Annotated in this window: 20 protein-coding genes; 9 read left to right on the top strand and 11 right to left on the bottom strand. The window is 47.0% G+C overall.

Going from position 1 to position 26,456, the window contains the following annotated elements:
* Positions 1-7 precede the first annotated feature (7 nt).
* Positions 8-844 carry a 16S rRNA (adenine(1518)-N(6)/adenine(1519)-N(6))-dimethyltransferase RsmA gene (gene rsmA / locus BM257_RS08960; protein WP_092071475.1) on the top strand — a complete coding sequence of 279 codons (837 nt, stop codon included), beginning with the start codon at positions 8-10 and terminating at the stop codon, positions 842-844.
* Between the two features lie 265 nt (positions 845-1,109).
* On the opposite strand, the gene BM257_RS08955 is transcribed toward rsmA, so the two are convergent.
* From BM257_RS08955 to BM257_RS08930, 6 genes are all read right to left on the bottom strand, one after another.
* Positions 1,110-2,489 carry an MATE family efflux transporter gene (locus BM257_RS08955; protein WP_092071325.1) on the bottom strand — a complete coding sequence of 460 codons (1,380 nt, stop codon included), beginning with the start codon at positions 2,487-2,489 and terminating at the stop codon, positions 1,110-1,112.
* A 49-nt stretch (positions 2,490-2,538) separates the two neighbouring features.
* Positions 2,539-4,728, bottom strand: coding sequence for an alpha-galactosidase (locus tag BM257_RS08950; protein ID WP_092071322.1), 2,190 nt, complete (start codon positions 4,726-4,728; stop codon positions 2,539-2,541).
* A 7-nt stretch (positions 4,729-4,735) separates the two neighbouring features.
* Positions 4,736-6,793 (bottom strand): PAS domain-containing sensor histidine kinase, encoded by a 2,058-nt coding sequence (locus tag BM257_RS08945; RefSeq protein ID WP_092071319.1) that lies wholly within the window; start codon positions 6,791-6,793, stop codon positions 4,736-4,738.
* A complete protein-coding gene (locus BM257_RS08940) occupies positions 6,790-8,955 on the bottom strand; it encodes a sensor histidine kinase (protein WP_092071316.1) in 2,166 nt (721 codons plus the stop codon). Before BM257_RS08940 ends, BM257_RS08945 begins: the two co-directional genes overlap by 4 nt.
* A gap of 139 nt (positions 8,956-9,094) precedes the next feature.
* Positions 9,095-10,042 (bottom strand): cysteine synthase A, encoded by a 948-nt coding sequence (gene cysK, locus BM257_RS08935; RefSeq protein WP_092071313.1) that lies wholly within the window; start codon positions 10,040-10,042, stop codon positions 9,095-9,097.
* Positions 10,043-10,061: 19 nt separating this feature from the next.
* Positions 10,062-11,351 (bottom strand): O-acetylhomoserine aminocarboxypropyltransferase/cysteine synthase family protein, encoded by a 1,290-nt coding sequence (locus BM257_RS08930; protein WP_092071310.1) that lies wholly within the window; start codon positions 11,349-11,351, stop codon positions 10,062-10,064.
* A 218-nt stretch (positions 11,352-11,569) separates the two neighbouring features.
* Between BM257_RS08930 and BM257_RS08925 the strand changes: the two genes are divergently transcribed.
* The 3 genes from BM257_RS08925 to rsgA all read left to right on the top strand — a co-directional run bounded on the left by BM257_RS08925 (position 11,570) and on the right by rsgA (position 14,124).
* On the top strand, positions 11,570-12,496 hold the full coding sequence (locus tag BM257_RS08925) for a cation diffusion facilitator family transporter (RefSeq protein ID WP_092071307.1): 927 nt from the start codon (positions 11,570-11,572) through the stop codon (positions 12,494-12,496).
* A 70-nt stretch (positions 12,497-12,566) separates the two neighbouring features.
* The gene (frr, locus tag BM257_RS08920; RefSeq protein ID WP_092071304.1) at positions 12,567-13,127 is read left to right on the top strand and encodes a ribosome recycling factor; all 561 of its coding nucleotides are present in this window, start codon (positions 12,567-12,569) and stop codon (positions 13,125-13,127) included.
* A 28-nt stretch (positions 13,128-13,155) separates the two neighbouring features.
* Positions 13,156-14,124, top strand: a complete 969-nt coding sequence (gene rsgA, locus BM257_RS08915; RefSeq protein WP_092071301.1) for a ribosome small subunit-dependent GTPase A — start codon at positions 13,156-13,158, stop codon at positions 14,122-14,124.
* A gap of 16 nt (positions 14,125-14,140) precedes the next feature.
* Here the strand turns inward: rsgA and BM257_RS08910 are convergent, their stop codons facing one another.
* Positions 14,141-14,995, bottom strand: coding sequence for an aldose 1-epimerase family protein (locus BM257_RS08910; RefSeq protein WP_092071298.1), 855 nt, complete (start codon positions 14,993-14,995; stop codon positions 14,141-14,143).
* Position 14,996: 1 nt separating this feature from the next.
* A complete protein-coding gene (locus BM257_RS08905; protein WP_092071295.1) occupies positions 14,997-15,470 on the bottom strand; it encodes a hypothetical protein in 474 nt (157 codons plus the stop codon).
* 101 nt (positions 15,471-15,571) lie between these two features.
* On the opposite strand from BM257_RS08905, the gene mnmA reads away from it, so the two are divergent.
* The 4 genes from mnmA to recA are packed head-to-tail and all read left to right on the top strand — an operon-like array spanning position 15,572 to position 19,636.
* Positions 15,572-16,642, top strand: coding sequence for a tRNA 2-thiouridine(34) synthase MnmA (mnmA, locus tag BM257_RS08900; RefSeq protein WP_092071292.1), 1,071 nt, complete (start codon positions 15,572-15,574; stop codon positions 16,640-16,642).
* A gap of 57 nt (positions 16,643-16,699) precedes the next feature.
* Positions 16,700-17,314: a DUF6621 family protein gene (locus BM257_RS08895; protein WP_092071289.1), complete on the top strand. Its 615-nt coding sequence runs from the start codon at positions 16,700-16,702 to the stop codon at positions 17,312-17,314.
* Positions 17,315-17,331: 17 nt separating this feature from the next.
* Positions 17,332-18,570, top strand: coding sequence for a saccharopine dehydrogenase family protein (locus BM257_RS08890; protein ID WP_092071286.1), 1,239 nt, complete (start codon positions 17,332-17,334; stop codon positions 18,568-18,570).
* Positions 18,571-18,604: 34 nt separating this feature from the next.
* A complete protein-coding gene (recA, locus tag BM257_RS08885; protein ID WP_092071283.1) occupies positions 18,605-19,636 on the top strand; it encodes a recombinase RecA in 1,032 nt (343 codons plus the stop codon).
* A gap of 53 nt (positions 19,637-19,689) precedes the next feature.
* On the opposite strand, the gene BM257_RS08880 is transcribed toward recA, so the two are convergent.
* Positions 19,690-21,036, bottom strand: a complete 1,347-nt coding sequence (locus BM257_RS08880) for a hypothetical protein (protein ID WP_143096814.1) — start codon at positions 21,034-21,036, stop codon at positions 19,690-19,692.
* A gap of 180 nt (positions 21,037-21,216) precedes the next feature.
* On the opposite strand from BM257_RS08880, the gene dnaK reads away from it, so the two are divergent.
* Complete coding sequence (dnaK, locus tag BM257_RS08875; RefSeq protein ID WP_092071276.1) at positions 21,217-23,145, top strand: molecular chaperone DnaK; 1,929 nt, start codon at positions 21,217-21,219, stop codon at positions 23,143-23,145.
* A gap of 173 nt (positions 23,146-23,318) precedes the next feature.
* Here the strand turns inward: dnaK and BM257_RS08870 are convergent, their stop codons facing one another.
* Together BM257_RS08870 and BM257_RS08865 are read right to left on the bottom strand one after the other, a co-directional pair.
* Positions 23,319-24,518 carry a VapE domain-containing protein gene (locus tag BM257_RS08870; protein WP_092071273.1) on the bottom strand — a complete coding sequence of 400 codons (1,200 nt, stop codon included), beginning with the start codon at positions 24,516-24,518 and terminating at the stop codon, positions 23,319-23,321.
* Positions 24,519-25,246: 728 nt separating this feature from the next.
* Positions 25,247-26,452 (bottom strand): hypothetical protein, encoded by a 1,206-nt coding sequence (locus BM257_RS08865; protein ID WP_092071270.1) that lies wholly within the window; start codon positions 26,450-26,452, stop codon positions 25,247-25,249.
* Between the last annotated feature and the right edge of the window lie 4 nt (positions 26,453-26,456).

Genomic DNA, 26,456 nt, shown 5'->3' with positions numbered 1-26,456 from the left:
CCCGATGATAAAACAAGTACGTCCGAAGAAAAACCTGGGTCAGCATTTCTTGACAGACCTCTCCATCGCCAAGCGTATTGCTGACACGGTGGATGAGCCGTATGGTGACATTCCTGTATTGGAAGTGGGACCGGGTATGGGGGTGATGACCCAGTACCTGGTGGAGAAATCACGTCCTTTCAAGGTTGTGGAGATAGACAGGGAGAGTGTGGCGTATCTGAAGGCTACGCTTTTTAGAGAAGAGAACCCTATCATTGAGGGTGACTTCCTGCGCATGGACTTGCGTCAGGTGTTTAACGGACAGCAGTTTGTGCTGACGGGTAATTATCCCTATGATATCTCATCGCAGATATTCTTCAAGATGTTGGACAATCGCGACCTGATTCCTTGTTGTACAGGGATGATACAACGAGAAGTGGCGTTGCGTATCGCATCGGAGCCTGGCACAAAAGCGTATGGAATCCTGTCGGTATTAATCCAGGCATGGTATGATGTGGAATATCTCTTTACGGTCGAGCCTTCTGTCTTTAACCCTCCTCCCAAGGTACAGAGTGCTGTCATCCGCATGACCCGTAATCAGGTGAAACATCTGGATTGTAACGAGGATTTGTTTAAACGAGTGGTGAAGACAGTGTTTAACCAACGTCGTAAGATGCTGCGTGTCTCTTTGCGGCAGTTGGTTAACAGTAAAGAGGAGAATGGAGAGACACATGACTTTTTCTCCGATCCTATCATGACGAAACGCCCTGAGCAACTGACCGTACAGGAATTTGTGACATTGACGAATATGGTGGAGAATACACTCTGTGTTCGCACACAATTTGTTGATGTAAGTCAAGAATAAGCCTTTTTTCTCCTCAAAATAGAAAGATTTCATTGCTGGTTAATGAAATCTGCTTACCTTTGCATCGTGATTCAGAGGAACACATAAGGTAAAAGAAAAAGATTGTGGATAACATAATAGATATTTGGTTAGTTAGTAGTTTTAGGTTAGTAGTAAGGTATTAGTTTTTAGAGAAAGCAAGTTTTTAGTTATTAATAGGAAAAGGAAAGTAAACATGCCGGAAGAGTGATCTCCTGGCTGTTTTTTTGTTGGTCTATTGGGGGTTCTATTCTTTTATCTTCTTCAGCCAGTTGCCGGAAAAGAGTCGGATGAGGAAGAAAGATCCCCGGATAGTCAGTTCTACAGCCATAGCAATCCACACACCAGAGAGTCCGTAGATGGGTGCCAGTATTGCTGCCAGTGACAGGCGTACAGCCCACATACTGGTGAGGTTCATAATGGCTGGCTTCATAGTGTCTCCAGCACCAACGAAGACGCCATAGCATACGATAGACGCAGCGAACATCGGTTCGGCAAAAGCCTCGATGCGCAGACAGTATGCTCCCAAGTCGATGATGTCGCCAACGGGTGTAAGGATACTCATCAACTCAGAGGCGAAGATAAACATGAGTACTCCCATGAATGTCATCACACACATCCCTAGTCCTGCTGACATGTAGGCAAATGATTTGGTGAGCAGACGCTTGCCGGCTCCGAAGCTTTGTCCTACCAAAGTGGTGGCTGCATCAGAAATACCATAGCCTGGCATGTAGCACAGACTCTCCACTGTGATGGCAAGTGAGTGGGCGGCAATGGCTATGGTTCCTAATGGTGCCACAATGATGGTGCTTACAATCTGGGCTCCACCCATCAACACATGCTGTAATGCCATCGGAGCTCCTATCTTCACAGCATTGTTGACGACATCTGCTTGGGGACGGAAGGAACGGTGTGGACGTCCTTTCAGTCGTAATATGTCAGAGCGGCAGAGCAGGAAATAGAGCATCAGTCCTGCCGTGATCAGTTCTGCGAGTCCAGTCCCTATAGCGGCACCCATGACTCCCATGTTCAGCAGATAGATAAGACAATAGTTGAAGACGACATCCAGTACACATGACAAGATATTCAATGCCGAGGGTATCCTCATGTTACCGGAGCATTTCAGCATGGAGCTTCCCAGTCCTGTCATCTGGAAGAAGATACCGCAGAAACCGATAATGGCGAAATAGATGGAGGCATCATAGGCAATCTCCTCAGTACCTCCCAGCCAATAGGGAAGTTGTCCGCTGATCAAGATGCCGATGATGGAGATGGTCAGGCTATAGATAAGACAGCAGACCAATGACTGTCGCAAGATACGACGGGCTCGTTTGAAGTCGTTGGCACCAATGGCATGGGCGACTTGTACGGAGAATCCCATATTGGCAGCGGAGCCGAGTCCGCCCATCAGCCACCCCGTCGTCTCTACCAATCCGATGGCAGCAGATGCCTTGGCTCCTAAATGTCCCACCATCGAAGCGTCTATGAAGAACATGATGGTGGCGGAAATCTGAGCTAATATACTGGGAATACTCAGGCTGATAATCAACCTGAGTTTCTCACCCTGTGTCATCTCACGTCCTTCACGAATAGATGCCAGCAGGCTATCGCTTTTTCCGAAATTCATTCTTTAGATATTTCGATATATCGATATTCCGAGATATCGATAATACGAGTTACTCTGCCTCTAACAATAGGACACGACTCGACCAGTCGTTCTTCTTCGACCATTCCGTCTCGTTGCGATATGGCATATCCAAACCATGATTCATCAGATAGGCACCACTGAACGATTTGCCCTCTATGCTCATCGGCTTGAGGTCGATGCGGTTCAGCTCATGTACTTTATACATACGATTGGCATCCAGTCCTGCCATTTTCACACGTGGCAGATGCTCGTTTTGGAATGATTCTGTCTTCCACCAATAGAACACTGCTTTGTCCTGCTGGTCAGTGACGTACATCAATGAGGCAAGTCCCTTCTTGTCATAAGGAGACACAAGGCGATAGATGTTACCAAACTGGACGATAGGACGAATCTGCTTATATTCTGCAATTGCCTTACGGCACAACTCCTTCTCGTCGTCCGTCATGTTCCTGGGTTGAATCTCCATTCCTAATCGTCCACTCATAGCGACATCGATACGATATTTTAAAGCTGTCGTACGGAACACCGTATGGTTGGGAGTGGCAGAGATATGACTTGCCATCGCAATGGCTGGGAAGAAATAGGAGGTGCCCCACTGCATATAGATACGCTGGAGGGCATCGGTATTGTCGCTGACCCAGAACTCATCGAAATAGGGGAGCACACCCCAGTTGGCACGACCACCACCGGAGGCACATGCCTGGATGGTGACATCAGGGAACTTAGCACGGATGCGCTGGCAGGCTTTCTCGAAACCACGATGGTATTCGATATACAGGTGGCTCTGCTCGTTCATGGTCAGATACTGAGAGCCATGATTGAGGATTGGCATATTGGCATCCCATTTGATATAATCTATCTCCGGATATTTTGTCAGCAGGTTGTCGACAATGCTGAATACGAAATCCTGTACCTTCGGGTTGGAGAGGTCGAGCACGACCTGTGTGCCACCTCGTCCTAATATAGCATCACGCTTGGGAGCCTTGACAATCCAGTCGGGATGAGCCTCGTAGAGTTCACTGGTGGTATTAGCCATCTCAGGCTCTATCCATATACCGAATTTGATACCGTGTTTCTTGGCATCGCGAAGGAGTCCCTCGATACCTTCCGGCAACTTGTTCTTGTCTACAACCCAGTCGCCCAGTGAGGAATTGTCAGTCTTACGAGGATATTTGTCGCCAAACCAGCCGTCGTCCATCACGAAGAGCTCACCACCCATGGAGGCGATATCTTCCATCATCTGGTCCATGCCCTTCTGGTTGATATCGAAATACACACCCTCCCAGGAGTTCAACAAGATCTTACGTTCTTTGTCACCATGAGCCAGCATATACTTACGTCCCCATTTATGGAAATTGCGGGAGACACCTGAGAGCCCTTGCTGTGAGAAGGTCAAGGCGAGTTTCGGAGTAACAAAAGTCTCTCCTTTCTTCAGGTGATACTCTGAGTTGTCCTCATTGATACCAGCAAAGAAATAGTGGTATTCTGTATCGTCTGTCGTCACCTTCAGACGGTAGTTGCCAGAATAGCAGAGAGCGGCTCCAATCACTTGTCCGCAATTCTCTTGTCCCTTACCGTCGAGCGAGAACATCACCTCAGCATGGTTGGTATGAGAGTTGCGGGTACCGTCTTTGTTGACAATCACTTTCTGACCTGGTGTGATGGGCTCCTCTACCAGTTGTGTCTCGTTCGCCCAGGAGCCGTAGAAATGACTGAGCCAGACGTTACCACGACGAATAGGTAGCATAGCGGAGGCAAAAGTTGTCAGGGTGACAGCCTGTTTTTCGTTATTGGTGATTTCCGTCCATGCCTCTATCATATCTTCCTCAGGGAAAGTTCTGTATTTCATGTTGACAATGATAGGATAGGCCGGATCTTTGAGTTGGATTGTCGTGATATTGCCAGCACGTTGTACACCCTCCACTTCTAAGGCAGTAGAGAGGTTGCCATCCGAATGTCGCATGGCAAGGGCTGCTTCGGCAGGTGTGTTCAGTCCATAGGCTGGATAAGCATTCATCCGCCCGAACATCTCTGGTTTCTGTAAGTGTTGCAGTTCCTGGGTATTGAGCTTGGCACCAAAATACACATATTGAGGCTGAGCTCCTTTTACAATATCGAGTACCATTGAGACATTTCTTGTCTCAATGACGACTTGCTCTGCCCATGTCATAGTCGCTACCAAGCAGAGTAAAAAGCTGAGAGTGATTTTCTTTCTCATATTTTGTTTAGTTGTTGATTATTTCCTGATTGTTGATAACACATGGAATCCACATCCAGAAAGTGGAACCTTGTCCTACCTCACTGTCTACTCCGATCTTTCCGTTACAACGCTCAGCAATAGCCTTGCAGATAGACAGTCCGAGACCCGTTCCCTGAACATAGTCATTCAGTTTAACGAAGCGTTCAAATACTTGAGGACATTTCTCCTTGGGGATACCCGTTCCAGTATCCTCGCAATACATGTATATTCCATTGTCTTGTATGCGATAGCCCACTTTGATATGTCCGTTCTGGGTGTATTTGACGGCATTGGTCACGAAATTTGTGATCACCTGTGTGATCCTTCCCATATCCAGTCGTGTCTGCAGCGTTTGATAAGGGTTCTCCTTGATAAACTGCACATTCGGGTTTTCTACACGTTGTGCCAGCGTCTGGCAGATGTCATTGAAAGCCTTAGCGAAATCGACGTCTGCGGGTTTCATGATCAATCCATTGGCATCCATGGAGGAGATCGCCATGATGTCGTTAATGAGACGAAGTAACATGTCGCAATTATTATGGATGACGTGAATAATCTCTTTTTTCTCTTCAGCTGTCGTCATCATCTGCAGCAGGTCAGAGAATCCCACGATGGCATTGAGGGGAGTACGGATCTCATGGGTCATGTTCGCCAGGAAGACACTCTTCAGTCGTCCGGACTCAATCGCACGTTGTGTCTCTTGTTTCAGTAATTCTTGTGCTTTGTAGAATCGTGTCATATTACGTATCAGACCGAAAGCACCAATTAGTTTTCCTTCATCGTTAAAGATAGGCAGACTATTGATCTGATTCCATTGTACTTCATCTGTGGAGTGGAATAAAGGGCGCATATTGCGGAGTATGGACATGGGAGTCGTGAAATACAACTCTGGCTCTGTCAGTTTCTTGGCTACGTCAAGTTGGTCGTCACCAATGAAATATGTGATATACTCATCAAAAGTCAGCTCCTTTACAATCTCACTCAGTCCTTTCATGAACTGCACCTTTTTCTCTTGATAATCGATACGCCATGCCCGCATGTCGATAGCTTCCATCATGTATTGCAGCTCCATTTCATAACGCTGAATATCCTCGTTGGCTTTCTTGATTTGCTCATCGTTGAGTTTTGACTGCAGATATAAATCACGCTCTTCTGAGATATCGCGGATGGCTATGGCAATATACGTGAGTTTCCCGTTTTTGTCGTGAATAGGATGTAGACGTATCTCCAGATAGACATGTAAGTCGTTATAATCATTTTTCGAACATACCCAGAATTCTTCCACATGGTTCCTGTCGACATTCTCATGGAAGGGTGTAGCATCAAAAAGATTGGTGTTGGAGAAATAAGTGTCATAATCATCGCTGTCGAAATGACAGAGCTCGCGCATTTTCTTGTTAGCGTCGATTAGCCATCCGTCGGCACTATAGAATGACAATCCAATGATAGAATTCTCAAAGATGAGCTTGTATTTTTCTGTGAGTTCCTCCTCTTTCTCCTGTTGGAGCATGAGCTCTGTCTCATCAACCAGTGTACTGATAACTACATTGGGACGTGAGATACCACTGACATATTCTCCGATGCTGTAGTTATGGAGGTATCCCCATCTTGGCTCTCCTTCTTCGAAATTGAAGTTCCAACGGTAGTTGAACTCTTTCTCTTTCTCTTTTCCGCTAATGACCTGACGGATACTATGAAGCGCATCGGGCAGATCGTCGGGATGGACATGTGCCTTCCATTCATCAGACGTGATGCCTCTGTCTGGAATCATGTGCCCATATAGCTTGAAAGTATAATCCTTGGCAGGATCATACATAATCACATTGGTTTCACAACTTTTCAATGCTTGTTGCATGAGGTTGCTTGTCTGCCTTGACAGACGGGAGGCACGTCGGATGCGTTGTAAGATGATGCGGTTATAGACGATGACGATTAGAAAGACGAGAATCACAATAGTCACCAAGATAATGGGAACCATCTGGAGAATCTGATGGGAGAGCGTCCCTTGCAGGATGAGACTGGTGCTGTTCAATAGTATATTCATGCGATGACAGGTTCCGTGTTATTGTCGATATTTATTTTCTTCTGTATCTCTATAGCTTGGCAGGGTAAGAATATCCCTATTGTAGAGCCTTTTCCTAATTCTGAGGAGATTTCGATAGAACCGCCCATTTTCTTGACAAGAGCTTCGATGATCGGCATGTCAAGACCTGTTCCGGAGAGCCGCTCGTCCTTGTCACGAACGAAGCGATTGAAGATTTTGGGTAGTAGCTCGGGATCGATGCCGTCACCCGAGTCTTCAATGACAATCACCAATTCGCCGCGTAGGTATTCATATTTGGCACGGATAAATCCTTGATGGGTGTAATGGGCAGATATCGTACATATCATTTGAATAGCTTTTCCCAGATGCTCTATGTCGCCGTTGATGATCAGATGCTCATAAAGATTACTTATAGAGACTTTTACCTCAGGATTCAGTTTAGCCCATCCCATCTGGCAATAGGATTCAAAAACTTCAGCGAAGTCAAAGTCTTCATGCTTGAATTCCACCATGTCCGCATCAATACGTGACAGAAAGAGTATGTCGTTGATGAGTCGCAATAGAATATTCGTGTTACGTTTGATCTCTTCCACAAAGACCGTCTCATCAGCCTCATCATGCTCCATCTCAAAAAGCGAGGCAAAGCCCAGTACGGAATTCAGTGGCGTACGGATCTCATAGCTCATATTGGTGAGGAATGATTCCTTCAGAATTTCTGCCTCTTGTGCCTTTTGGGTCTCAACGGCAAGTAGTCGTTCCGTTTCGAGCATATCTGTCATGTTTCGACACAATCCAAAATAATGCTCCACTTTAGAGTCATTGTTCAGGATAGGTACCAAGTTGAACATGAATGCCATCTGTCGTTTCTTCTCGTCCCTGATCTCCGTCTCAATGGTTTGCTCTATCGGATGAGACGTGAGGTGATCCATGCGGTTCAGAGCGCTGGATACAATACGCCTGTATTGGGGCATGGCAAGACGGATACAGCGTAACTGTGAGAATTTCATCTGTGTCTTGTCTACGGTATTGGATATGGTAAAGGTGTAAGTGCTGGGGTGATAGTCCACGAGTCGTACGTTACTGATGCGCAGGGCATAGTTGATGTTGTCGATATACTCTTGGATATGTTTGATGGCTTTCTTCAAATCTTGTGCTCCTTTTTGTTGCTTATGGAAAGAGTTCACCATCTCACTGATGTTACGACCAGCGACATAGACACCCTCAAACTTTCCTTTATCATTAAATACCGTATTAACGGTTGCCTCATAATATATTTTGCCTCTTTCCTTCGATTTGTTTGCCCAGAAGCGTGTCTTGTCATATTCTTCTATGTCAATGATAGTTGACATGTGAATGTGGTCTGCCTTCTTGAAATCAATATTGTTAAGGAGAATGTTCTCATGGAAGTAATGCTTCTCCTTGATTATTGCCTCTTTGTCAGGAATATCCAGTGATGTGCAGGCTGTGTCGTTAAGGTCGGTCAAGAGTCCGTCCTTGTCGTAATAATACATATCTACCAATGATGAGTTGAATACAGTAGAGTAACGCATCATTAGTTTGTTGGTATTATTCTTTTTCTCTTGCTCGTTAGTAATGTCACGCTGTACACCCAGGATATGTTTTATTTGTCCTTTGCTGTCTTTCTCTGCAATTGAGAGATGGATTTCGTAGTATTTACGGTACTCTTCATCTTCCTCCTGGCTTCGGAGGTTGACAATAGAGGTGATTCGTTTGTTCTCACAGATTTCAAAGATAGAGGAACGCAGCTCCTCAAAGTCATCACGATTGAAGAATTTCACAAAATCAATGGGGTTGTATTCTTTGATGACAGTCCCATCTTCAGATATAAACCGATAATGTTGTGACTCGGTGTCATAAATCCACATCTGCATCCTTCCTGTCTGCATGATAGTGGAAAGGCGTATGTTCTGCTTGTGTTGCTGCTTGTTGATTTCCTGCTCACGATAAATGTAGAGCCGGTTGTAAAATAACAGTAGGAAAATACCAATGAGAAATCCTCCTACCAGATAGCTCAGGACATGATCAAAATCGAAAACGTTGTCAAAATGGATACCCTTGGCATATATCACCATAGGCAGCATGAGCGTCATGACAAGCGTTATTAGTCGGCTAGATATGTTACATCGTTTGTCGTAGGTCATTGTAATAGGCAATAGATTTAAGCTATTTGCCTACAAAGATAGGGTATTTCCTTCGTTTTCGCAAATTTTTTGTCCGTTATTTACAAAATCAGCCGCGAAAGGGGGCTTCGCGGCTGATTATAAATGGGAAAAAGAGGATTTATAGTGGATATTCGTCAAAGGCATAGAGCACGGTGGAGAGATAGCGCTCGCCGGTGTCCGGCAACAGGGCTACTATCGTCTTTCCTGCGTTTTCGGGACGTTGGGCGACGAGGGTGGCACCATAGGCGGCGGCACCAGAGGAGATACCTACGAGTAGACCGTCTTTCTGAGCGAGCTCACGACCGGTGCGGATAGCGTCATCATTATCGATATCCAATACCTCGTCAATGACGCTGGCGTCGTATGTCTTGGGTACGAAACCGGCTCCGATACCTTGAATCTTATGCGGACCACTCTGTCCTCCGTTCAAGACGGGTGAGGATGATGGCTCTACAGCAATGATTTTTATATTGGGGTTCTTCTCTTTCAGGTATTTCCCAATACCGGATACTGTACCGCCAGTACCTACACCTGCCACGAAAATGTCAATTTTCCCGTCAGTGTCCTTCCATATCTCAGGTCCCGTGGTGGCATAATGCTTGGCAGGGTTGGCAGGGTTCTCAAACTGTTGTAGGATGATGGAGCCAGGGATACTGTCACGCAACTCCTCGGCAGCACGGATAGCTCCCGCCATACCGTCTTTGCCACTGGTCAGGCGAACTTCCGCACCATATGCTTTCACGAGGTTGCGACGTTCCACACTCATGGTCTCCGGCATCGTCAGGATGAGCTTGTAGCCTTTGACGGCTGACACAAGGGCAAGTCCGACACCTGTATTGCCACTGGTGGGCTCGATGATGGTGGCTCCTGGTTTCAGGAGTCCTTTCTGTTCAGCGTCCTCTATCATGGCGAGGGCGATACGGTCTTTGACACTGCCGCCAGGGTTGAAAAATTCCACTTTGGCGATAATAGGCGTCTGCAGACCTTTTGCCGTAGAATAGTTGCTCAGTTCGAGCAGTGGTGTACCTCCGATTAACTCGGTCAGTTGTTTTGCGATGTTTGCCATATTTTTCCTTTTTATAATGTTAAATCTTTTCTAATGCTTGTGAGAGATCGGCGATGATGTCGTCGATGTGCTCTGTTCCAATGCTGAGTCGAACGGTAGCAGGCGTGATATGCTGCTGCTCAAGCTCTTCTGGAGACATCTGTGAGTGGGTGGTGGTATAAGGATGAATGACCAGGCTCTTGACATCTGCCACGTTGGCGAGCAGAGAGAAGATCTCTAGGGAGTCAATAAATTTCCACGCTTCTTTCTCACCGCCCTTGATCTCGAAGGTGAAGATGCTGCCGGCACCTTTGGGGAAGTATTTTTGATAGAGGGCGTGATCCTCATGGTCGGGGAGTGACGGGTGGTTGACCTTAGCAACCTTTGGATGGTTCTTCAGGAAGTCCACTACTTTCAACGCATTCTCCACATGACGTTCTACACGCAGGCTCAGTGTCTCCAGACCTTGTAATAATATAAACGCATTAAATGGAGAGATAGTGGCACCGGTGTCACGCAGGATGACGGCACGGATGCGGGTCACAAAGGCTGCGGCTCCTGCTACGTCAGCGAATACGGCTCCATGATAAGATGGGTCTGGTTTTGCCAGTGAAGGGAACTTGTCAGCGTTTGCCTTCCAGTCGAAAGTGCCTCCGTCTACGATGACACCACCTAATGATGATCCATGTCCGCCAATGAATTTCGTTGCAGAATGCACCACGATGTCAGCACCGTGCTCGATAGGACGGATGAGATAGGGTGTCCCAAATGTGTTGTCGATAATCAGGGGGATGTTGTGCTTGTGGGCAACTGCTGCCACTGCCTCAATATCTGTCACGTCGGAGTTGGGATTGCCGAAGGTCTCCGCATACACTGCCTTTGTGTTCGGCTGGATGGCAGCCTCTAGGGCGGCAAGGTCGTTCACCTTCACAATCGTGTTCGAGATACCTTGTGTCGATAAGGTATGTGTGATGAGGTTGAAAGAACCGCCATAGAGGTTGTCGGCTGCCACGATATGGTCACCGGCCTGTGCGATGTTCTGCAGGGCATAGGTCACCGCAGCGGCACCACTGGCGACAGCGAGACCGGCGACACCACCTTCCAACGCAGCCACGCGGTCCTCGAACACGCCCTGTGTCGAGTTGGTCAATCGACCATAGATGTTACCTGCGTCACGTAGTCCGAAGCGGTCGGCGGCATGTTGTGAATTACGGAACACATAGGAAGTGGTCTGGTAGATGGGCACAGCGCGGGCATCAGTGGCGGGGTCGGGCTGTTCTTGTCCTACATGCAATTGTAAAGTCTCGAAGTGTAGTTTCTTGTTGCTCATAATCTTTTATTTTTTTTGTTAATATGTTACTATGTCTTTAAAACATGTTATGATGTCTTTTCGACGTTGCAAAGGTACGGCGAAATCCGCATACCTAGAATAGCACAAATGGGGCATTCTGCATACCACGATTGTGGTATTTAGCCAAAAAGCCCCCTATTTATATATAAGGTATAATATAATTTCGTAACTTTGCAATGTCAAAGAATAACGTTTTTATGAGCAGAGAGAAAGAAATATATAAGGTGACCTTGGTGGGCAGTGCGGGTAATGCGGCATTGCTGACCTTTAAGTTCATAGCAGGTATATTAGGCAATAGCTCGGCAATGATTGCTGATGCCGTTCACTCATTGTCAGACTTTGTGACGGACATCCTGGTGCTGGTGTTTGTCAGTATTAGTGCCAAACCTCAGGATCGCTCCCATGATTACGGACACGGGAAATTTGAGACCATCGCCTCGTTCCTGATAGGTCTTGCATTGATAGTAGCTGCAACGGGTATCGTGGTGTCTGGTACGTTGAAGCTGCTGTCTTGGTGGGGTGGCAGTCAATTGGAGGCACCAGGATGGATCGCATTATGGGCAGCGTTGTTTTCCATTGTCATTAAGGAGTTGCTTTACCAGTATACTATATGGAGGGCTAAGGAGCTGGACTCCCAGGTGATGGTTGCCAATGCCTGGCATCATCGTAGCGATGCTCTCTCGTCGATAGGTGCCGCCTTGGGTATCGGTTTGGCTATCTGGTTGGGGCAGCGGTGGACAGTGCTGGATCCTGTCGCCTCCATTGTCGTGGGACTCATGCTGGTCAAGGTCGCTTACGATTTGCTCAAGACAAGTGTCAATGAACTGACGGAAAGCTCTTTGCCACCAGAAACAGAACAGGAGATCCTGCAGATTGTCCAGTCGTTTGGTGATGTGCGGCAGCCTCATCATCTGTGTACCCGTCGGATAGGCAGCCGTATCGCTATCGAGATACATGTGCGGATGGACGGAGGGTTGTCGTTGAATACTGTCCACGAACGTGCTACAACCATTGAGCGGAAATTAAAAGAGCGTTTCGGGCCAGATACACATGTGTCGCTCCACATGGAACCTGTCAAAACGTCATCAGGAGAAAACCTGGAAGAGCAGTCTCATCATAAATAATCTCAATTTTTTTTGGTTTTTTCTTTGAAATACACTATCTTTGTCGGAAGAATAATAAACACATAAGATTATGATAGACGTAAAACAGACATTAGCCTCGGCAGAGGAACGCATGGAGATGGCTGCCATGTTCTTGGAGGAAGAACTGAATCGTGTCCGTGCAGGACGTGCCAATGTTGCCATCCTTGATGGTGTACGTGTAGAGTCGTATGGTTCTAAGGTGCCCTTGAACCAGGTTGCTAACATCTCAACACCGGATGCCCGTACCATAGCTATCAAGCCTTGGGACAAGAAGCAGATCCGTGACATTGAGAAGGCGATTATGGATTCTGATGTGGGTATCACACCAGAGAATAACGGTGAGATTATCCGACTGGGTATCCCACAGCCTACCGAGGAGCGTCGTCGTGACTTGGTGAAGCAGTGTAACAAGATTGCTGAGAAGGCAAAGGTGGAGGTGCGTAATGTCCGTGCCGACATCAAGGACAAGTTGAAGAAAGCTATCAAGGACGGTCTCTCCGAGGACAACGAGAAGGATGCTGAGAACGACCTGCAGAAGTTGCACGACAAGTATATCAAGAAACTTGACGACTTGATGGAGGCGAAGAACAAGGAAATCATGACTGTCTAGTCGGCAGTTGACAATTGATGGTTGACAGTTGAAAGGACTTGTCATTAAGAATACGGGCAGTTGGTACACCGTTCTGACGGACGATGGATCAACTGTCGATTGTAAGATAAAGGGTAATTTCCGGTTGCGTGGCATTCGGAGTACTAATCCTGTAGCGGTAGGTGACAGGGTTGAACTTTCCTCCCCCTCAACAGGGGGAGGTCAGGAGGGAGTCTGTTTCATTACCGAGATAGAGGACCGTCGCAATTACATCATCCGCAAGAGTATCAACCTGTCGAAACAGAGTCATATCCTTGCCGCTAATGTCGATCAGGCTTTGCTGGTGGTGACTGTGGTGAAGCCGGAGACCTCCACGACGTTCATCGACCGCTTCCTTGCGTCGGCAGAAGCCTATCGGGTACCTGTTATCCTGTTGTTTAACAAGACAGACTTGTTAAACGAGGATGAGCAGCGTTACCAACAGATGATGGTCGACCTCTATGAGACCGTGGGGTATGAGTGTCACGCTATCTCTGCGGAACGAGGTGACGGAGTAGAGGAACTGCGTCCCTTGCTGGAAGGTAAGATCACGTTGCTGAGTGGTAATAGCGGGGTGGGGAAGTCGACACTCATCAACCGGTTAATACCTCATGCCAACCAGCGTGTGGCGGATATCAGTGAAGCTCATCAGACGGGTATGCATACCACCACCTTCTCCGAGATGATTCCACTGACAGCAGACCGCTCAACGCTAACCGAGACATCCTGGCTCATTGACACTCCGGGTATCAAGGGCTTTGGCACGTTTGATATGGAGAAGGAAGAGCTGACAAGTTATTTCAAGGAGATCTTCGAGTTCTCGAAACAATGTCGTTTCTCTGATTGTACCCATACCCATGAACCTGGGTGTGCCGTCTTGAAAGCGGTGGAAGACCATTATATCGCACAGAGCCGATACCAGTCGTATCTCTCGATGCTGGAAGATAAGGATGAAAATAAATATCGCGAGGCGTTTTGAGCTTCGCGATATTTATTTATTTAATGGTTATCGTATATTTCGACATGAAAGAGGCACCTGGTAACAGGTGGTTCATCAAGGGTTTGTCCTTGAACTCGCCACGGAAGTCACGAGGGTCACCAATTCCATACCACGGCTCGATGCAGACGAAGGGTGCCTGCTTGTCGTAGGGACTCCAGAACGCACAGACCGGTGTCTTGTAGTCGACAGTCACAGCGGGCTCACCATTAGTATCCATCAGCATGGCGCGACGGGTCTGGCTCTTGTGAATCTTCACGCTGTCGTTGCGGAAGAAGTTGTTCGATATCTCCATGATACCCATATCAGCCTCCAAAGGAACCTCCACCATGTCGTGACTGCCGTCGGCATAGCTTTTCAGAGCCTCCATCGGTTCTTCGTTGTCGAGCTTGATCATACCCTCCAGTTTACCACCGGGCATATTGAAGGCAGGGTGTCCGCCAATCTGGAAGTGGATCTCACGGTCGTCGGTGTTCTCCACATGCCAGATGACATGAACCTTATTGTCTTCTAAACGATAAGTGATGGCAAGGTTGAAATGATAGGGATATACCTTCAGCGTCTCTTCGTTGTCATGAAGGGCGAAGGTCACTTTGTCTTGTGTCTGACTGATCAGTGTGAACTCACTGTCGCGGGCAAACCCATGACGGGGCAGGTGATATTCCTTGCCGTCGACACGGTAGGTGTTGTCGTTGACGCTACACACCAGAGGGAACAGGATAGGTGAGTGACGAGGCCATTCCGGACCAGCCTGCCACATATACTCACGCCCCTCGTTGTCTCTCACACTCTGAAGCTCGGCTCCCTTCTCTGCGACTTTGATCGTCAGCAGACCGTTACTTAGTTCTATCATGCTATTTGATTCGTTTTAGGTTGGCTTTCATGTCACTGTCATCCACCATCAGCAGCTCACCGTCATCACTGAGTATCATCTTGGAACCGTTGTCCTCAATCTTAATGATATTGTTATTGGCAGTGTACCTCGACTTATAGTTGTAGAACTTCGTCTTCAGCGTCAGGTCAGCCTGCCACATCTTGCGGTTAGCCCAGCTGACACCCAGTTCTTTGGCACGCTCCTTGTCATACACAATCTTCATGCGCATTTTCATGTCGTGGCTATTGATGAACTCAATGGTGACAGTCATGGTGAAAATCTCATTCATCACATACTCTCGTTCCTTCCTTTGCTCAGCTGTCTCGTTCTCTTTCTCACCGAGTAGATGACTGACACTCATGTAACCGTTGTAGTAAATACGTCCTTTCATGTCTTGAGCATGTATGCTGAGTGTCAGCATCATGGCAAAGATGATTGATAAAATTCTTTTCATATTATTTGTTTCTTGTGATTTGGTTGCAAAGATACAAAATAATGACGGAAAAGAGTATGATATGTTTTGGTTTTTTTCTTACTTTGTCGTATCTTTGCATCATGAATCTGAAAGACCAACGAATTGCCGTATTGCTCTCTGGGGGAGTAGACAGCTCTGTAGTGCTGTATGAACTGGTACGACAGGGCTTGCGTCCTGACTGTTTCTATATCAAGATAGGTCCTGAGGAGGAAGAGGAGTGGGACTGCTCTTCGGAGGAAGACTTGGAGATGGCGACAGCTGTCAGTCATAAGTATGGCTGTAAACTGGAGATTATCGACTGTCATCAGGAGTATTGGGACCAGGTGACTGCTTATACGATGGAAAAGGTACGTGCAGGCCTTACCCCTAATCCCGATGTGATGTGCAATCGCTTAATCAAATTCGGAGCTTTCGATGAGAAACGAGGTCACGAGTATGACCTCATCGCTACGGGGCATTATGCCCAGACGGAAATAGACGAGGAGGGTAGGAAATGGTTAACGACGAGTCCTGATCCTGTGAAAGACCAGACTGATTTCCTGGCGCAGATCTATGACTGGCAGTTGAGGAAGGCATTGTTTCCCATTGGACATATGATGAAGGAAGAGGTACGTGTGATTGCTGAGCGTGAGCACTTGGTGAATGCCAAGCGTAAGGACTCACAGGGTATCTGTTTCTTGGGGAAGATCAACTATAATGACTATATCCGCCGTTACCTGGGAGAGAAACCGGGTGATGTGCTGGAACTGGAGACGGGAAAACGCATCGGACAGCATAAGGGCTTGTGGTTCCATACCATCGGACAGCGTCACGGTCTGGGCTTTGGTGGTGGACCGTGGTTCGTGGTGAAGAAGGATATGCGGCAGAACATCCTGTATGTCAGCAAGGGCTATGACCCACAGACGGCATATAAGCAGGAGTTCAGAATTCATGACCTTCACCTGTTGACGGCTCAGATAGACACTTCTACGATCTGTTTCAAGATTCGTCATACCCCAGAGTTTCATCGTGCGAAGGTGGAGACTATAGGGGATGGTGTCTATCAGATTCTTTCTGACACTCCCATCCATGGTGTGGCACCAGGTCAGTTCTGTGTGTTGTACGATGAGGCACATCATCGTTGTTATGGTTCAGGTGAAATTACCGTTTAACACTTTTTGATTCTAAACTCTCGTCATTTCATTTGTTTTTTAGTACTTTTGTACCCTATGAATGGAAACGTGCTGAATAAGACGGAGTGGAAAGAAAATGTGATTCTTGTCGATGCTGATTATGTCGACAAAGTCGCATTTGACCTGATAGTGAACTTCGAGCGTATGATTGGTCGTCGCATTCCGCAGGCAGATATGGCAAAATGGCTGGAATGCATAGCGTTAGATGGAGGAATGAAATACCCTACGACATCTACCCAACCTACAGAACCTGTCCAACAAACACAGGTCATCCTTCTTCATCAAAAACAGCAGATGGATAATTTCCAGCCCTCCGCATTGGCAGATGTAGACGGTAAGGCGTTCAGTGGTCCATTGGGAGAGTTCCTCATCAGTTGTGTTCCTGTGGAGGAGATGGTGACTGCCGAGGACTTGTTTATCGATTCTATGCAGATTATCTGTAATAGTGGGGATGTGAAACGGGTGATGGTGATTCCTGATGCTGACCATATATATAATAAGGTACGTGCGGGACTCCGTCATGCGGATGACAATAAACATATCACCGTGTTCAGTATGCAGCCGATGGAGGGTGGCAACTACCGACAGGAGATCCTGGGCTACTCGCTGATGGCGGCGCTGGGTATCAGGGCGGAAGAGATTAAAAATTGAAAAAAAAAATATAGACTATGGCAAGAGTATTGATGATTGGTGCTGGTGGCGTCGCCACTGTGGCAGCGTTTAAGATTGCACAGAACGCTGACGTGTTTACTGATTTCATGATAGCCTCACGTCGCAAGGCTAAATGTGACGCTATCGTAGAGGCGATCCATAAAAAGGGTTATGACATGCCCATACAGACGGCACAAGTTGATGCGGATGACGTGGAGCAGTTGAAGACACTGTTCAACAGCTACAAACCGGAACTGGTGATTAACCTCGCTTTGCCCTATCAAGACCTGACCATCATGGAGGCTTGTCTTGCCTGTGGCTGCAGCTATCTCGATACTGCCAATTATGAACCGAAAGAGGAGGCGCACTTTGAGTACTCATGGCAGTGGGCTTATCGGGAGAAATTCGAGAAGGCTGGTTTGACGGCAATCCTTGGTTGTGGCTTTGACCCTGGTGTGACCAGTATCTATACTGCCTATGCGGCGAAGCATCACTTCGACGAGATCCAGTATCTGGATATTGTCGATTGTAATGCAGGTGACCATCATAAGGCTTTTGCCACCAACTTTAATCCAGAGATTAATATCCGCGAGATCACGCAGAAGGGACTCTACTGGGAAGACGGGAAATGGGTGGAGACGGAACCGCTGGAGATCCACAAGGACCTGACCTATCCGAATATCGGACCACGTGACAGTTATCTGTTGCACCATGAGGAGATTGAGTCTTTGGTCATCAACTATCCCACCATCAAGCGTGCCCGTTTTTGGATGACCTTCGGACAACAGTATTTGAAACACCTTGAGGTGATTCAGAATATCGGAATGAGTCGTATTGACGAAGTGGAGTATGAGGCTCCGCTGGCTGATGGAAGTGGTGTAGCTAAAGTTAAGATCGTTCCTTTGCAGTTCCTGAAAGCTGTATTGCCTAACCCGCAGGATTTGGGTGAGAACTACGAAGGTGAGACGAGTATAGGTTGCCGCATCCGTGGTATCGGCAAAGATGGTAAGGAACATACTTATTATGTCTATAACAATTGCTCACATCGTGCCGCCTATGAGGAGACGGGTATGCAGGGTGTCAGCTATACGACGGGTGTTCCTGCCATGATCGGCGCAATGATGTTCTGTAAGGGACTTTGGAAGAAAGCCGGTGTCCATAATGTCGAGGAGTTCGACCCTGATCCTTTCATGGAGCAGCTCAATAAGCAAGGTCTTCCATGGCATGAGATACACGATGGTGACCTCGAACTCTAATTCGAAGTATCGAAAATAACTAAACATAACAACTATGGCAAAAAAAGAAATGGACGAGGGCGCAGCTATGAGCCCTCAGCAGGAAAAGATGAAAGCCCTGCAAGCTGCTATGTCGAAAATTGAGAAGGATTTCGGCAAGGGTAGTATCATGCGAATGGGAGATGAGCAGATAGAGAATGTGGAGGTGATACCTACAGGTAGTATCGGACTGAATGCTGCCCTTGGGGTGGGAGGTTATCCCAAAGGACGTATCATCGAGATATATGGTCCGGAGTCTTCTGGTAAGACGACTCTTGCCATCCATGCTATGGCTGAGGCTCAGAAGGCAGGTGGTATCGCTGCTTTCATCGATGCGGAGCATGCCTTCGATCGTTTCTATGCTCAGAAACTGGGGGTGGATATCGATAATTTGTGGATCTCTCAGCCTGACAATGGTGAGCAAGCATTAGAGATTGCCGATCAGTTGATTCGCTCTAGTGCCATTGATATCCTGGTGGTTGACTCTGTCGCTGCGCTGACTCCTAAAAAGGAGATAGAAGGGGATATGGGTGACTCTGCTGTCGGACTGCATGCCCGTCTGATGAGTCAGGCACTGCGTAAGCTGACGGCTACCATCGCCAAGACGAATACAACCTGTATCTTCATCAACCAGTTACGTGAGAAGATTGGTGTGATGTTCGGTAACCCTGAGACGACAACGGGTGGTAATGCCTTGAAGTTTTATGCCTCTGTCCGTCTGGACATCCGTAAGGTGACAGGTATCAAGGACGGTGACCAGGTGATTGGTAACCAGGTACGTGTGAAGGTGGTAAAGAACAAAGTGGCTCCTCCTTTCCGTAAGGCAGAGTTTGAGATCACCTTTGGTGAGGGTATCTCTAAGATTGGTGAGATCGTCGACCTGGGCGTAGAGTACGGTATCATTCAGAAGAGTGGTTCCTGGTTCTCTTATGACGGCTCAAAACTGGCACAGGGACGTGATGGAACGAAACAGTTGCTGAAGGATAATCCAGAACTATGTGAGGAACTCGAATCGAAGATCATGCAGGCAATAGCTGACAAAGCATAACTCAAGATATCTCAAAAAAGAAAGGCACTCTGTTGTGAGTGCCTTTTCTTTTGTTATTTCTTTGCTTTAGCGGCTGTTGTCCTGCGTGGGGTTCTGACACCTACCACCTTACCACTCTTGCTGAACTGAACGATCAGCCAGCTGTTGGTACGCTTGTAGGTCCACTCATAACGACCATCGTTGATGTCAGCCTTGCTCTCTGGCTCTCCGACAGCCATCTCCACCTCTTCCTCTGTCATACCCATTCCGACACGTCCCTCACGGATCATAGTGCGGGTAGCGGCATTGGTGTTCCTCAGCTTGCCTTCACCAAAGCCAAAGAGATAGCCGAAGTAGTCTTCCTTCTGTCCGTCAATGTCTCCTATGACACTCTCGTTGGTAAAGGTGACATCTTTCGTATAAGTACGACCGGTCTCTGTCTCAGACAGTGTCAAAGTGACATAGTTGCTGTTGCGGACAGGTGCCATTCCGTCAATACGGAATGCCATCAGCTTAGGAACTTTCACCACACGGTTGTCTTTTCCGCCACCTTTGGTTGTCATGCTGGTAGCGTATTTCGTATAGATGGTCTTACCCATATACTGTGCATAGTCGGTGGATACCTTCGTCTCACCTGTCATCAGGTCGAAAGAACCATAGAACGTGAATTTCTCGTTGTCCACGATAAACTCATCGTCACGCATACCACTATTGGTCCTACTCAATGCTACATTCTGGTAGAACTCATTGCCTCTCTTGTCGGCAACGATAATCTTCACAGGGAAGGAACGGGTACCGACACCAATGGCAACCACCTTGACCTCCATGCCTTTCTCTACCTTGACATCGTTATAGCTGTCACTGTCGTAGTCAACATCTACACGGTAGTCTGTGGCACGAGTGACCAGGGTGTGACCCATCAGCTTCTCACGGGCAATGTCCACATCTCCCAGATATGCCAAAGTGGGAACACCTGTCTTGCTGTAGCAGTAGTCCTCGAATTCTCCCTTTGGCAACTCGAAATAGTATTTCCTGTTGTCATCCTGACAAGTGAAGTTCATACGGGCACGACCATTCTGTCCCACAGAGTGGTTGTTGTAAATCATAATCTTACGACGAAGTTTACCACTGGGAACTTCCTTGCCGGTACCTGCGTCACGGAAAGTGTTGACTACCAAGTCGTACTTCTCTGGCAGCACCATGAACTTCATGCCGTCTTCCCAGTCACATAGACTGTAGTAACGGAAGTTCTGACTGACAAAGTCTGTTCCTGTAGGCGTTTCTTCTTTGGTAGTATTCTTAACTACCTTCGCCTCTGTTTTCTTTACTCCCTTTGTCTTGACGATGTAGGAGTCGGCACTCTGAGCCATCGCAATCGTTGTTGCAAAGGCGAGTCCCGTCAGAATAATCAGTTTCTTCATAGATATCTCTATTGATGTTTATTACGTAATAATGCTGCAAAGATATAAATTATTTTTGATACTTGTGCCAAAATGACGTGACAAACCGTCATTTTTCTTTGATTTTTTTGTTTTTGGCACATGCTTTGCTATAAAATCGTTGACATTTCATGCATATTAATAATAAAAAAAGATACAATTATGGGAAAAATTATTGGAATTGACTTAGGAACAACCAACAGCTGCGTTGCCGTTTTCGAGGGTAACGAGCCTGTGGTAATCGCAAACAGCGAGGGTAAGCGTACGACACCTTCTGTCGTAGGCTTTGTAGAGAATGGGGAACGTAAGATTGGTGACCCTGCCAAGCGTCAGGCTATCACGAACCCGAAGAAGACCGTTTATTCTATCAAACGCTTCATGGGTGAGAACTGGCAGCAGACGGAGAAGGAGATCTCGCGCGTACCTTATTCTGTAGTCAACGAGGGTGGTTATCCTCGTGTGGATATTGATGGTCGTAAGTACACACCGCAGGAGATCTCCGCAATGGTACTTCAGAAGATGAAGAAAACCGCAGAGGATTATCTCGGACAGGAGGTGACGGATGCCGTTATCACTGTTCCTGCTTACTTCTCTGACTCTCAGCGTCAGGCTACTAAGGAGGCAGGACAGATTGCCGGTCTGAATGTGCGTCGTATCGTCAACGAGCCTACTGCCGCTGCGCTTGCCTATGGTGTTGATAAGGCTAACAAGGATATGAAGATTGCCGTCTTCGACCTCGGTGGTGGTACGTTCGATATCTCTATCCTGGAGTTTGGCGGTGGTGTATTTGAGGTTCTGTCTACCAATGGTGATACACACCTTGGTGGTGATGACTTCGATCAGGTCATCATCGACTGGCTGGTACAGGAGTTCAAGAATGACGAGGGTGCTGACCTGAAGGCTGACCCGATGGCTATGCAGCGTCTGAAGGAGGCTGCAGAGAAGGCAAAGATTGAGTTGTCCAGCTCTACCTCTACAGAGATTAACTTGCCGTATATCATGCCAGTAGGTGGTATTCCTAAGCACTTGGTGAAGACCCTTACTCGCGCTAAGTTCGAGCAGCTCGCACATGGTCTGATTCAGGCATGTCTGGCTCCTTGTCAGAAGGCTATCGCTGATGCTAAGCTGAATACTTCTGATATTGACGAGGTCATCCTCGTAGGTGGTTCAAGCCGTATCCCTGCTGTTCAGGAACTCGTGAAGAATTACTTCGGTAAGGAGCCTTCAAAGGGTGTGAACCCCGATGAGGTGGTTGCCGTTGGTGCTTCTATCCAGGGTGCTATCCTGAACAAAGAGGGTGGTGTAGGCGACATCGTACTGCTTGATGTTACTCCGCTGACTTTGGGTATTGAGACAATGGGTGGTGTGATGACCAAACTGATCGAGGCTAACACGACCATTCCTTGCAAGAAGAGTGAGGTGTTCTCTACTGCCGCTGATAATCAGACAGAGGTGACCATCCATGTATTGCAGGGTGAGCGTCCTATGGCTGCACAGAACAAGTCCATCGGACAGTTCAACCTCACAGGTATCGCTCCCGCACGTCGTGGTATTCCTCAGATTGAGGTAACCTTCGATATCGATGCCAATGGTATCCTCAAGGTTTCTGCCAAGGACAAGGCTACAGGTAAGGAGCAGGCTATCCGCATCGAGGCTTCTTCTGGTCTGTCACAGGATGAGATCAACCGCATGAAGGCGGAGGCTGAGCAGAATGCTGAGAATGATAAGAAGGAGCGTGAGCGTGTCGATAAGTTGAATCAGGCTGACTCTATGATCTTCCAGACAGAGAACCAGTTGAAGGAGATTGGCGACAAGATCCCTGCTGAGCACAAACCTGCTATTGAGAATGCCCTCCAGCAGTTGAAGGATGCCCATAAGGCTGGTGATATCGCTGCTATCGATACTGCTATCGCAGCCCTTAACAATGCTTGGCAGACAGCCTCGCAGCAGATGTACCAGGGTGCACAGGCTGGTCCTCAGCCCGGTGCTGACCAGCAGCAGGGTCCCTTCTACAACCAGCAGGCTAATAGCCAGCAGCAAGCCCCCAAGGATGACAACATCCAGGATGCCGACTTCGAGGAGGTCAAATAATACTATTTGCAATAATATGAATATGGGCGTAACCACTCGTGTTACGCCCATATTTTTTTGTTATTCTTGCAAAAACATATAACCTTATAACATGATGGGGGGCAAATGCCGATGTACAAAGGGATTGACGCATGTTATATGTTGCTCAAACATATAACATACATATAACATCCTTATGCACTCCTGAGAGGGACTACCAGATAGTGGGGGCGGTTGTTGTATAACAGGTGCTCGATGCCCAGGTCCTTCATGGCAAGTCCCAGATGTATCTTGGTACTTCTATCGCCCTTGACGGACGGGTATTCTTGTTGGATGAACTGCAGAATCTGTCTGCTGTCGAGCTTTTTGGGATTTTCACCTTCCTTGGGTTTCCTGAAGCATACCTGAATCATCTCAGAAATGTCTTTCTGCTCCATGTAATTGAGGTTCAGCTCTTGGATACGAGCCACTTCCACATTGTTAAACCAATAGGGTGCCTTCAACTCCCTGATCTCATAGAGAACCTGTGCATACAACTGCTCATAGTCAATCTCTTCCTCGTTGTCGATGAGTTGTCCTTGGGGTACCGCCAGACAGATGTATCGGCGTGAACCAGTGGCATCCGTCAGCGGATGGGGATTGTTGGTGGTGGCGACGAAGGAGGCAAACCTTGGACGGTCTTCTTGCGAGCAGCCGAAGATAGGACGACCGTTGACCTTCGACTTCGACAGGGTCTGTTTCAGATGGGCATGCTGACTGGGACGGATGGCCTCCAACTCGTCGAGGTTCACCAGCAGGTTGTTGGTCAGTGCCATCTCCTTGTCGAACTTGTTCGAGAGGTTCAGGTGGTCGAGGAAGTACTCTCGCAGATGGGGTGGGAGCAGTCGGGTGACGAAGGTTGTCTTACCACATCCCTGTGCTCCTATTAAAGTAGGTACGCACTCGTTACCATGGATGGTGTCCATTTGCAACCAGTGGGCGACCGTCGAGCGGAGCCATACGGCAAGGAACCCATGCTGCTCTGTCGAGATACCAGGTAGTCTGCCGAACAATTTTGCCACATGGTTCTGTCCGTCCCATTGGGGTAGGTGCTCCAAGAAATCCTGAATCGGATTGAACGTTGGAACAGCCTCAGAATGAATCAGTTCCAGAATGTCCGTCTTGGGTTTCCCATCACAGATGTCCTCCTTTTTGGCATGGATGATGATACTGTTCAGAGCCTCCTGCGTCAGTGTCCGATAGACGGGCACCTCAGCAGGAAGGGTAGCAAACTCAATCTTCCCGTTCAGCATGTTGCGACGGAAAAGATAATTGTCTTGGAGGAACAACTCTGCTTCCAGAGCAGCCTCCAGCGAAGGCGCAATAGCCTCGCCATGAATGGTTAATTCTTGCATAAGATTTGATTAGAGGTTAATACTAGTTGACGTATCAGTTAGCCTGACAACAATCATCTGCAAAGGTAATACATTTAACACGCCTTGTCAATAGTTTTGGCAATAAATCGTGCAAAAATATGTTAACAGAATTGAGATCAAAGGTTAATAAATCTAAAACGCATAGAAGTATGTTATATGTATGTTATATGTTTGGGCAACATATAACATACGTCAATCCCTCTGTACATCGGCGTTAGAGCCCCCTCATGTTATAAGGTTATATGTTTTTTGAAAATACATAAAAATCTGTTACCGACTGAAGGGAACTCAGTTACCGACTGATCCCTGTTTTGTTACCGACTGAGGTCCACTTTCCTACCGACTAAAGCCCCCTTTCCTACCGATTGAAGCCCTAAATCGGGTCAATTAAAGCCTCCATTTGCTTAAGATATCGTTCATCACTTGTTCCGATACCTTCTATGGGGGTATTAAGATACCTCCCATGAGTGTTAGGAAGCATCCCCAAGGGGGTATAGAAGGTATCTCCAAGACCTTTGGGGATTATCCCCAAGTCCCACGGAGCCCGTACCTTCACCCTTCGGAGGCGGCACCTTCACCCTTTGGAGGCGGCACCTTCATCCCTTGGAGGCGGCACCTTCACCCTTCGGAGGCGGCACCTTCATCCCTCGTTGAGTCATATATTCTTATAACGTTTTCGATTTCTGCTTTATTGTTCTACATCATCACTAAGCAAACCTCACCTGCATCATGGGACATGGCACAGGTGAGATGGGGTCACCATAAAATGCGAATGACAAGTTTAAATCAGGACATTCAAAATAGAATCTTGCATCCATTGCCCTTCTCTTATCTCGACTGCATAATTCTTCAACGTATTCTTTTTGGAACGCGTCCTTCATATCATCCGGCAAGAAACTCTTAATCAAATCAAAAAAGCTCGTCAACTCGGTATAATACAGGTAAGGCGTATTGTTAAAGCAATAAACAAATAGTGCAGATTTAGGTTCTCCATTACAACCAAAGTGCTCATCAACAAGGAAACAAGCGTTGAACAGTCCGAATACGGGGGATTCCATCAATTTGTAGTGAGCTCCATCCTCTTCTTCACGTGGATGTCCATATTGTCTAATGCTTGACAACAGGTTCTGTAAGCTATATTCCTTATTTACTTCTTCAAGTATAAGGTCTTCAAATTGTTTTGGTGTGAGAACTTTTGTAACAACATTGTATTTAGAAAACATTGCTTCTGCCTTTCCTCTCATTTTTCTGTCACCAGAGACTAATATGTCACATTTTGACGCATAGAAGATGTGGCTAGCGTCAGCATCAATATTAGTAAACGATTTATCCTTATCTTCTGGTCGGAATCCACACATATCAAGTGCCAGACACAAAGACTTGAATCTAGCCTCCTCATTCATCATATTACGAATGCTATTGACTTGTGAAAGGGATAATTCCTCAATCGTGAATTGGGAATTAATGGATTTCAGACCTTTGTTGATTATCTCAAACACCTCTTCCGGATTAGCACCCTGTATTCTCTTTTGAACACTATCGGGAAAGCTCTTCCTGACATTTTCTTTAAACTGTTGAAAGATTTGCTGTGGGAACCAGTCTGTCTTCTGAATGATTTCTAAAGGAGTGCCAATTAAATCAATATAATCTTCAGGCAAGCAGAAAAGAGGATTGGTCAAATTGTTTTCATCTTCAAATTGGAGTAAATGTTTTCCGCATATTTCGGTAAGTGTAGCTATATCTCTCTGGTAAAATGGATTATTTTCATCCTTACTAACTTGAAGGTCACGAATGTGTGCATTGGAATAGGGGAAGATGAACAAATGTCCATATTCCTTTATCAGTTCATACAGTTTCGGATGCCTCGTCTGTATGTTATTGATACTATTCCAATCTAAATATATCTTTAGCATGACC

The organism is Prevotella sp. tf2-5 (assembly GCF_900115435.1).
In the GTDB taxonomy this organism is placed as follows: domain Bacteria; phylum Bacteroidota; class Bacteroidia; order Bacteroidales; family Bacteroidaceae; genus Prevotella.
The sequence above is the reverse complement of the archived record's forward strand: the minus strand, read 5'-3'. Positions and strand labels throughout refer to the sequence as shown.